Here is a 9,637-nt window from a genome sequence, read left to right on the forward strand (position 1 = left end):
CAGCTTTAACATAGAATTTAATAGAAGATTCATCTATGCGCTTCCTATCAGTTGGACTGTAAGAGGCAGCCTCCTTAAAGTCTTGCGTTCCATTTAACCGGAAATAATATCTATAATGAGGTGGTTCTGGATTTACTTTGTGGTGGATATAAATCAACTTCAAGTTTTTAAAGCTTGATATATCGCTTCCGAATTTAGCATCTCTAAACCCATTCTTCTCATCGAGCTTACTTATGCTTGGATCATTTGCAACGATCTCCGCTCCGGATTGGGAAAATACATTGCCAACTAGTACAAGCATCAAAATCATAAAAGAGCAAAGATGTTTCATCAGTCTGTAAGGTTTATGTTTTACTATCAAGACTATAATAAATTTAATTAAAAAATTTATATATATTACTATGTATTATTAATTAAATCAATTTTTCAGCTTCTCATAAAAGATGGTGAGAAAAGACTTATTCATTGAAGCTATTTGATACTGCACTACATGAAAGTTGCTAAGAATACATAGGGGATATGTTATCTTAATCAAAAGAAGACATTAATACTCCTATCTTTTAGTATCCTAGGCGCTTATTCTTAATAAACCTTTCCAAATCACTGCTTAGTAGTTTGAAATGACCTCTCCTGCCTTCTCCTTTGTTATATTTGATAGCTTTAAGCTTGCCGCTCTCAATTAGATTGATTACAGTCTTGTTGCACACCTTTAGCCGTTTTGCTGCTTCTGTAGTAGTCATTAAGCGATCTTCAGGTTCTTTAGAAATCTTTACCCCAGCAACAATTTCATACAAGCTATCAATCTTATTTATTAAATTTTGATACTGACTTTCTTCTAAAACAATAAACTTCATTGTTGTTTGTATAATGGTTTGTGGTGTTATTTTATGTTATACAAAAGAGTGCAGGAAAAATTACCCCTGTTGATAAATAATTTTTTCATTTGATACCAGCTCGACGTAAAAGGGCAAGGTAATGAAGATAAATAGAGAGAAGACTGATTCTCTTTTTAGAGAAATGAGGAGAAAGTAGAGGAATTAAAGCCGAAAAACGGGGTTTGTATACTGAATCTATACTGGCAGAAATAAAAAAACCCGTAACTTGCTTTAAATAAGCTCGTTACGGGTTTCGTCTGTGGTGATGATTGGAATCGAACCAACGACACAAGGATTTTCAGTCCTTTGCTCTACCAACTGAGCTACATCACCAGCTCTTGTTGTGTCACCCTCTTCCGTAAGGGTATGCAAAAGTAGCAACTAACTTTTAAGTAGCAAACAATCTGATAAAAATAATTTAAAAAAGTGCCTCTGTATACGTTTGTTCTCACTATTCTGCTATCTTTATCTACGAATTGGTATGTATAACGAATAATTTGCCGTGATTCAACTCGAGAATATTATCTTCCTAATAGTAGCCGGCCTGGGTATCGGTCTGTTTGTGTGGCAGATCCGGAAGATCCGCAAAAACATCCTGATGGGGCGTGATGTGGAACTGGCCGGGGACACATCGGAGCGCATAAATAAAACACTGCTGGTGGCCTTCGGGCAGCAGAAGATGTTCAAACGCATGCTGCCTGCCGTGCTGCACCTTTTCGTGTATGTCGGTTTTCTGGTGATCAACATCGAAGTCATCGAAATTCTGATCGACGGGGTATTCGCTACGCACCGCGTATTGGCTTTTCTTGGACCGCTTTACAGTGCCTTGATGTTTGTCAATGAAGTACTGGCTGCGCTGGTAATCGTTGCGTGTGTGATCTTCCTATGGCGCCGTAACGCAACCCGCGTTCCGCGCCTGGCAACCGGTGTGGAAATGCGTGCCTGGCCTAAGCTGGATGCTAACATCATCCTGATCACGGAGATCGTGCTCATGCTGGCGCTTTTTGCTTTTAACATCTCTGATCTGAAGCTGGCTCAACTCAAAGGGCACGAACTGGCAGGCAGCTTTCCGGTAAGTCAGCTGTTTGTAAATGCTTTCGGTTCTGACGCCGGAACGCTGGCAACGGTAGCCAGTGTAGGCTGGTGGTTCCACATCCTCGGGATACTGGCTTTCATGAACTACCTGCCGAGCTCCAAGCACTTCCACATCATCATGGCTTTCCCGAACGTGTACTACTCCAAGCTGTGGCCGAAGGGGAAATTCACGACTAACCCGGCCATCACCCATGAGATCAAGGCCATGCTGGATCCCAGCTACCAGCCACCGGCTCCGGAGATGGACGCCCAGGGCAACCCGATCGTGCAGCGCTTCGGTGCCAAAGACGTGGAAGACCTGACCTGGAAGCAGCTCATGGACTCCTATACCTGTACCGAGTGCGGCCGTTGTACCTCGGTGTGCCCGGCCAACATCACCGGCAAGCTGCTCTCTCCGCGCAAGATCGTCATGGATACCCGTGATAGGATGGAAGAGAAAGGAGAACATCCGGCTATCTTCGCTCCCAACCATTACAAGGAACTGGGCGTGGAGCGTGTCGAAACTACCGATGAGAAAACACTGCTGCGTGGCTACATCACCCCGGAGGAGCTGTGGGCCTGCACGACCTGCAATGCCTGCGTAGAATCCTGCCCGGTAAACATCGATCAGCTGTCCACGATCATGGACCTGCGCCGCTACCTGGTGCTCGAAGAGTCCGCTGCACCGGCTTCGCTGAATGTGATGTTTACCAACATCGAAAACAACGGGGCTCCATGGGCGTTCTCGCCTTCCGACCGCTTCAACTGGGCCGAAGACCTATATGTACCTAGTAAAAATTAGACACAAGATTTAAGACACAAGACACAAGACACAAGACTAAACTGCTATAAACGGGTATCTCTCAAGTGATAAATATTGAGATAAATTGAGAATAAAGTCCTGTGTCTTATGTCCTGCTTCTTGCGTCCTTTTCAAATAACCAGATGGAAGAAAATAAAAGATTAGTGAAAGTGCCAACCATGGCGGAAATGGCTGCGAACGGCGAAGAGCCGGAAGTGCTGTTCTGGGTTGGTTGCGCGGGCTCCTTTGATGACCGTTACAAGCGTGTGACGCGTGCCTTTGTGCAGATACTCGAGCACGTAGGGATCAAGTATGCCGTATTGGGTACCGAAGAAAGCTGCACCGGTGAGCCGGCCAAGCGTGCCGGCAACGAATTTCTGTTTCAGATGCAGGCCATCACCAACATCGAGGTGCTCAACGCCTATAATATAAAGAAGATCGTGACGGCCTGTCCGCACTGCTTCAATACCATCAAGAACGAATATCCTGACCTGGGTGGTAACTACGAGGTGATCCACCACTCTACTTTCCTGCAACAGCTCATCAACGAGGGCAAAGTGAAAGCACAGGGAGGCGAAGCCTTCAAAGGCAAACGCATCACGTATCACGATTCCTGTTACCTGGGCCGTGCCAACGACATCTACGAAGCGCCGCGCGATGTGCTGGCTGCCCTGGATGCCGACCTGGTGGAAATGAAACGCAGCCGTGCCAATGGCCTATGCTGCGGCGCCGGCGGTGCCCAGATGTTCAAGGAGCCGGAGCGAGGCAAAAAAGACATCAACATTGAGCGCACCGAAGAAGCACTGGCGACGCTCGGTTCCGGCAACGGCGTGATCGCAACGGCCTGTCCGTTCTGTATGGTGATGATGAACGACGGCGTGAAGAACAAGGAACAGGAAGAAACCGTAAAAGTTTTTGATATTGCAGAGCTGATCGCGCAAGCGGAAGGCTTAAGTAAATAAATTGCTTCATTGTTAAATTGTTTAATTGTTGGTTATTCACTTAGTGATTGCAGTTATACTGATTCGCTGGTGCATTAAACGCATCGCTTCAGGTATAGCGCCTCAGCCTTTTAGCCTTTCAACAATTTAACCATTTAACCATCCAATAATTAAAAATATGTACATTCCGTTTGATCAGCTGCCTCCGCATGCCCGGCTCTGGATATACCAGGCCAACAGGCCTTTAACGGATGCGGAGCAGGCAGAAATAAAACCATTGCTCGAGCGTTTTGCTACTGAGTGGAGCAGCCACGGCACAGGGCTGCAGGCTTCGGCCAGGTTACTGCACAACCAGTTCCTGGTGCTGGCCAACAACGAAAGCGCTACCGTAGCCAGCGGCTGCTCCATCGATAAGTCGGTGAGTTTTGTGCGGGAGTTGGAGGAGCGTTTCGGGGTTTCGTTCTTTGACCGCACTCGGCTTGCCTTCCTGCAAGGCGATGAGGTGAAGCTGGTAGGGATGAGTGAGCTGAAAGAGAAGGTCGCCTCCGGCGAGATCAATGCGCATACCTTATACTTTGATACTTTGGTAAATAATTACGGAGACTTGCAGCAAGCGTGGCCACGTCCGGCCCACAACAGCTGGCTCTCCCGGTATTTTTAATTTGGCACTGTAACTTCTACTGCTCATGCATCATACGCTATCAACAAAGCCGATGGGACATTACCTAAAGCGAACAAGCATATTTCTGGGGCTTGTACTGGTGCTTGGCTCCTGCGGAGCAGGCAGGTATCTGAGTAAAGGCGACAAGGGATTTGCGCAGGAGCAGTATGAGCGGGCAATTGAGTTTTACAAGCAGGCGCTGAGCAAGGAAGGTAACTCGGGAGAGATCAACTATAAGATCGCCGAATCCTATCGTTTGTCCAACCGCCTGGCGCAGGCAGAGCCTTTCTACAAAGCGGCCCTCGACAACAACTATCGTAAGGAAGAAGGGTATTTCTACTACGGGATGGCACTGAAAGCCAACGGCAAGTACGAAGCCGCCCTGGGCCAGCTGCAGGACTATGCACGCATAGGCAGCAAGCCACAACTGAAAAGCCTGGCACTGCGGGAAGTGGAAAACCTGAGCCAGCTGAGCGGAATCCTGAAGAAGAGCTCCGGCTTTGAGCTCCAGAACCTGGAGGTGCTCAACACGGAAGGGTCTGAGTTTGCGCCTTATGTGCTCAACAACGAACTGATCTTCTCCTCCACACGCGGACCGGGCAAAGAATACCTGGGCAATGGCGAAGGCTTCCTCAACATCTACGCCACCACGCTAGGCGATTCGGCCACCATGGGCGGTGCCGTGCGCAAGCTCGAAGGCGTAAATACCGATGGATTGCATGATGCGATGGCTACTTTTACCGACGAGGGGAGAACCATGGTGTTTGCCCGCGGCAACGAAGGCACTAAAAAAGGCCGCCGCAACGTAGACCTATACCTCTCTTTCTTCCGCTCCAACGCCTGGACCGAGCCAAAGCTACTCAACATCAACGATCCCCGCGCCTGGGATTCCTCACCGGCTTTTGCTCCCGATGGCAAGACCCTGTATTTCGCTTCTGACCGCAAAGACGGGCTGGGCGGCAACGACATTTACAAATCAACCATCGATGACAACGGACGTTTTTCGGCTCCTGTAAACTTAGGCCCGGACATCAACACGCCCGGTAACGAAAGCTACGTGTATGTTGGCCCGGACGGTACGCTGTATGTGGCCTCCGACGGTCTGCCGGGTTTAGGTGGTATGGACCTGTTCCGGATTGAAGATGGCACGCCTGTGAATATGGGCACGCCGATCAACTCCAGCGGAGATGATTTTGGTGTTTTCTTTCAGAATGCCTTCACCGGTTACCTTTCTTCCAACCGCGAAGGGGGCAAAGGGGGCGATGATATTTATGCCTTTTCTAAGTCGCAACGCAAGCTGGTCAATTTCTTTGTAGATGGCACAGTCTACCAGCGCCGCGACAAGGACAAGGAGCAGACTGTCGTACCGAATATGCCGGTTGTGCTGCAGAACGATCGCGGCCAGAAGCTGGCAGAGACAAAAGCCGATGCGGAAGGTAAGTTCAGCTTCCCGCTTGACAGCGCAACTGCCTATTCGTTGCTGGCCGAAAAAGAAGGTTTCTTTGCTGCCCGCCAGCGTGTGACAACTATAGGCAAGATGCCTCCGCAGAACCAGCTACCAAATGAAGTGAACGAGGTCCGCCTGACGGCTAACCTGGTACTGAATGAGATCGTGAAGGAGAAGGCCATTGTGCTGGAGAACATCTTCTACGACTTCGACAAAGCGGATATCCGCCCGGATGCGGCCGAGGAACTGGATAAACTGGTCGAGATACTGGTTGACAATCCACGGATCTCCATTGAACTGAGCTCCCATACCGACTCCCGTGGTGTGGATATTTACAACCAGGACCTCTCGCAGCGACGCGCGCAGTCTGCCGTGAATTACATTATCTCCAAAGGGATAGACAGGGCACGGATTACGGCCAAAGGCTATGGCGAGAGCCGCCCGGTAGTACGCAATGCCAAGACCGAAGAGCAGCACCAGCGCAACCGCCGCACCGAATTCAAGGTGGTGCGCATTCAGGAATAGACTACAAGGTATAGCGCTATACCTTAGCACATAAAAAACCGGCGGCTATAGCATGTGACTATAGCCGCCGGTTCTGTTTTATATCTGTTGCTATACCCTATCGGAAGGTATATTTCACCCCGAGGCCGAGATTGCTGCTGCGGCTCAGATGAAGGTGGTCGGGCGTAGAATTGCCGAACCGCATAAAAGTAGAGCGGTAATCCAGCGACAGGGCTAGAGGCAACTTCTTGAATTGATACTCCATACCTAAGGTAGCAATAGCTACGGGGTTGATATAAGCCTGTTCGCCATTTACAAAATGGATGTTATTGTTGCGGAGTACTCCGCCTCCTATACCTGCATAGGGCCTGAAGCGCTCGGAGGTGGCCAGCTTCGGCTGCCAGATATAGCTCAGTGAAGCAAGAAAGTAACGCGACTCCAGGTTAAGATTTGAATAAGCTTCCAGCGCAGACTGGGGCCTGAAGAAATACTTAGCCGTTACGCCAAGGTCTCCACCCATTGGTCCTCCGGGAGAGTAGCGAAAGCCGATAGCTGCTTTGTAAGGCGCTGAAACCTGTGGTTTGACATGGAGCGAATCCTGAGCTTGCGCAGCAGTAAAGGCACAGAAGCAAAACAAGCAAAGCAATAGTTTCTTTATCATACGGTATAAGTTTGTTTATATAGAGGAGTCAATATATTGTTGGATGGTTGCAAGGTATAGCGCGAAACTTTGCAGGGAATACCATGCCCTATACCTGGCGGTAATGCCCCGCTGACGTGCGCATTGCCTCATAAATTGCTGCCTTTGCCTTTTTTAAAGCACTTCTTTTGCCGTATATACCAAGGCCTTTCTTAAATTTGTAAAGTAAGTAAGAACAGCACTATGGAAAACAGATACCTCCGCCGTGGCGTGTCCGCCTCGAAGGAAGACGTACACAACGCCATCAAGAACATAGACAAAGGGCTTTTCCCGAAAGCATTCTGTAAGATCATCCCTGACGTTCTCACAGGTGACCCGGAGTATTGCGCCATCATGCATGCCGACGGGGCAGGCACCAAATCAGCGCTGGCCTACATGTACTGGAAAGAGACCGGTGACCTGAGCGTATGGAAGGGTATAGCCCAGGATGCCGTGGTGATGAACACCGACGACCTGCTGTGCGTAGGCGCTACCGACAACATCCTGCTTTCCTCTACCATCGGCCGCAACAAAAACCTGATACCCGGCGAGGTGATCGCCGCTATCATCAACGGGACCGAAGAAGTGCTGCAAATGCTGCGTGACAATGGCATCGGCATCTACAGCACCGGCGGCGAAACAGCCGATGTAGGCGACCTAGTGCGCACCATTATCGTGGACAGCACCGTGACCGCCCGCATGCGCCGCGACGAAGTGATCTCCAACCATACCATACAGCCCGGCGATGTGATTGTGGGTTTTGCCTCTTATGGCCAGGCCACGTACGAGGACGAGTACAATGGCGGCATGGGCAGCAACGGCCTGACTTCCGCGCGCCACGATGTGTTCCACAAATACCTTTCGGCCTCCTATCCGGAGAGCTACGACCCGGAGTTGCCCAAGGACCTGGTGTATACCGGTAAGCACCGCCTGACAGATGTGGACCGGGAGACAGGTATGGAAGTGGGCAAACTGGTGCTTTCGCCAACGCGAACGTATGCGCCTATTGTGAAGGCCATACTCCAGGAGCACCGTCCGCACATACATGGCATGGTGCACTGCAGCGGTGGCGGCCAGACCAAAGTGCTGCACTTCACCGAAAAGGTACACATCATCAAAAACAACCTCTTCCCGGTGCCGCCGCTGTTCCGCATCATCCAGGAAGAGAGCCACACCGACTGGAAAGAGATGTACAAGGTCTTCAACATGGGCCACCGCCTCGAGATATACCTGCCCGAAGCTCACGCCCAGAGCCTGATCGACATTTCGAAGTCTTTCGGCGTAGAGGCCCAGATCATCGGCAAAGTAAAAGCCAGCGAGCGCAATGAGCTGACGATTAAAAGTGACAAAGGCGAGTTTTACTACGAAGGATAGAAATTCAGCTTCAGCATAAAAGAAGACCACAGGTATAGCACCTGTGGTTTTTTTTATGCCCATACCTTTTTCAAAAATCGCTGCAGACAAACACCTCTCTACTTTAGTTCCGCAAACTGGCACAATAATTGGCTTGGCAGAAGTATAAGCTAAAACCTATACTTCATGAAAAAGCTTCTACTTCCGCTCCTGTTTGTGCTCCTGGCGCTGCCGGTGTTCGCACAACCCACTGTTGTCACGTTTACCACCCACCGGGGCGAGCCTTTCCAGATGGCGCTGGACGGTCGTTTGATCAACCGCACCGCCTCCAACTTTGTGCGTATGACACACCTGCGGCCCGGCAGCCATTATGCGGAGTTTCGTATCCGGGGGCGTCATGGAGTGTATAGAACAGGCGTGAATGTGTTGGCCCGAGCCGGCTTTGAGACCAACTATGCCGTGCGCGTATCGGGCCGGAAAGTAAGCCTGAGAGTGATCAGCGAAATACCGCTGGTGCCACCGCCTGTGGTCGTTGTGCCGGCTCCTGTACCGCCCCGTTACCCCGACAGGTATGAGCCCGCTCCGCCACGCTACGAAGAACCAGCCAACAACTGCCGCAACCTGCTGGACCGCTACGACGTGGACCGCCTGGCAGAAACTATGAAAGGCCGCGACTTCGAGAGCACCCGCCTCACCATTGCCCGCGAAGCAGTCCGGAACAGCAGCATCCTGTCCGAAGACCTGCGCCGCGTGCTGCTGCAGCTCGAGTACGAAAGCAGCCGCCTGGAGTTTGCCAAGTTCGCATACGACAATGTGTGCGACAAAGAACGCTTCTACTACATCTACGACGTCTTCCAGTTCGACAACAATGTGCGGGAACTGGAGGAGTATACCAGCAGGAGGAGGTAGGCACTGATGAAGTAATATGCCGATTAATAGTACGTGAATAAAAGGGTAAGACTAGATGTATGGGGTTAAAAATTCCCCTCCTTGGAGGGGTTAGGGGTGGGTTACTATGTCTGCCGGTTTTCTAAAATCCATGCCTCAATCTCTCGGATAACATTTGGGAGATTTTGTTTTACCTCTGAGTCGTCGAATCGCAGAAATCTTATCCCAAGCTTTTCCAATGCTTTCTGTCTGTCGTTGTCTGCATCATAGCTATTATCGTGGCTGTCGCCATCCACTTCAATTGCCAGCATGAGTTCTTTGCAGTAGAAGTCAACAATATAATTGTCGAGCGGTTTCTGACGATCAAAGTCAAAACCAAACAATCTTTTATTTTTGAGCTCATTCCAAAGCAA

At 49.9% G+C, this 9,637-nt stretch carries 10 protein-coding genes and 1 tRNA gene; 6 read left to right on the forward strand and 5 right to left on the reverse strand.

All coding sequences use genetic code 11. The annotated features are described in order from the left end of the window. The 3 genes from OB13_RS05790 to OB13_RS05800 form a co-directional block, all read right to left on the reverse strand. Positions 1–331 (reverse strand): hypothetical protein (locus OB13_RS05790; RefSeq protein ID WP_461489205.1); only part of this gene is annotated, 331 nt, incomplete at its 3' end. 229 nt (positions 332–560) lie between these two features. Then, positions 561–854 carry a helix-turn-helix domain-containing protein gene (locus OB13_RS05795; RefSeq protein WP_461489206.1) on the reverse strand — a complete coding sequence of 98 codons (294 nt, stop codon included), beginning with the start codon at positions 852–854 and terminating at the stop codon, positions 561–563. A gap of 281 nt (positions 855–1,135) precedes the next feature. After that, positions 1,136–1,208 (reverse strand) — tRNA-Phe (locus OB13_RS05800). Positions 1,209–1,377: 169 nt separating this feature from the next. Here OB13_RS05800 and OB13_RS05805 point away from each other — a divergent pair. The 4 genes from OB13_RS05805 (at position 1,378) to OB13_RS05820 (ending at position 6,325) form a co-directional block, all read left to right on the forward strand. Beyond that, complete coding sequence (locus OB13_RS05805) at positions 1,378–2,751, forward strand: 4Fe-4S dicluster domain-containing protein (protein WP_461489207.1); 1,374 nt, start codon at positions 1,378–1,380, stop codon at positions 2,749–2,751. Between the two features lie 143 nt (positions 2,752–2,894). After that, positions 2,895–3,713: a (Fe-S)-binding protein gene (locus OB13_RS05810; protein ID WP_461489208.1), complete on the forward strand. Its 819-nt coding sequence runs from the start codon at positions 2,895–2,897 to the stop codon at positions 3,711–3,713. Between the two features lie 157 nt (positions 3,714–3,870). After that, positions 3,871–4,353 carry a hypothetical protein gene (locus OB13_RS05815; protein WP_461489209.1) on the forward strand — a complete coding sequence of 161 codons (483 nt, stop codon included), beginning with the start codon at positions 3,871–3,873 and terminating at the stop codon, positions 4,351–4,353. Between the two features lie 52 nt (positions 4,354–4,405). Further along, positions 4,406–6,325, forward strand: coding sequence for an OmpA family protein (locus OB13_RS05820; protein ID WP_461489210.1), 1,920 nt, complete (start codon positions 4,406–4,408; stop codon positions 6,323–6,325). 97 nt (positions 6,326–6,422) lie between these two features. Here OB13_RS05820 and OB13_RS05825 read toward each other — a convergent pair whose 3' ends face one another. Next, complete coding sequence (locus OB13_RS05825) at positions 6,423–6,965, reverse strand: hypothetical protein (protein ID WP_461489211.1); 543 nt, start codon at positions 6,963–6,965, stop codon at positions 6,423–6,425. Between the two features lie 222 nt (positions 6,966–7,187). Here OB13_RS05825 and OB13_RS05830 point away from each other — a divergent pair, with 222 nt between their 5' ends. Then, entirely contained in the window at positions 7,188–8,357 is a 1,170-nt protein-coding gene (locus tag OB13_RS05830; protein WP_461489212.1) for an AIR synthase related protein, read from the forward strand. A 165-nt stretch (positions 8,358–8,522) separates the two neighbouring features. Then, complete coding sequence (locus tag OB13_RS05835) at positions 8,523–9,245, forward strand: DUF4476 domain-containing protein (RefSeq protein ID WP_461489213.1); 723 nt, start codon at positions 8,523–8,525, stop codon at positions 9,243–9,245. Between the two features lie 104 nt (positions 9,246–9,349). Here OB13_RS05835 and OB13_RS05840 read toward each other — a convergent pair. Beyond that, positions 9,350–9,637 (reverse strand): endonuclease domain-containing protein (locus tag OB13_RS05840; protein WP_461489214.1); only part of this gene is annotated, 288 nt, incomplete at its 5' end.

The organism is Pontibacter sp. HJ8 (assembly GCF_054824225.1).

Coding starts and splice junctions, on each gene's coding strand:
- OB13_RS05795 (WP_461489206.1), bottom strand. CDS start 854: ATGAAGTTTATTGTTTTAGAAGAAAGTCAGTATCAAAATTTAATAAAT.
- OB13_RS05810 (WP_461489208.1), top strand. CDS start 2,895: ATGGAAGAAAATAAAAGATTAGTGAAAGTGCCAACCATGGCGGAAATG.
- OB13_RS05815 (WP_461489209.1), top strand. CDS start 3,871: ATGTACATTCCGTTTGATCAGCTGCCTCCGCATGCCCGGCTCTGGATA.
- OB13_RS05820 (WP_461489210.1), top strand. CDS start 4,406: ATGGGACATTACCTAAAGCGAACAAGCATATTTCTGGGGCTTGTACTG.
- OB13_RS05825 (WP_461489211.1), bottom strand. CDS start 6,965: ATGATAAAGAAACTATTGCTTTGCTTGTTTTGCTTCTGTGCCTTTACT.
- OB13_RS05830 (WP_461489212.1), top strand. CDS start 7,188: ATGGAAAACAGATACCTCCGCCGTGGCGTGTCCGCCTCGAAGGAAGAC.
- OB13_RS05835 (WP_461489213.1), top strand. CDS start 8,523: ATGAAAAAGCTTCTACTTCCGCTCCTGTTTGTGCTCCTGGCGCTGCCG.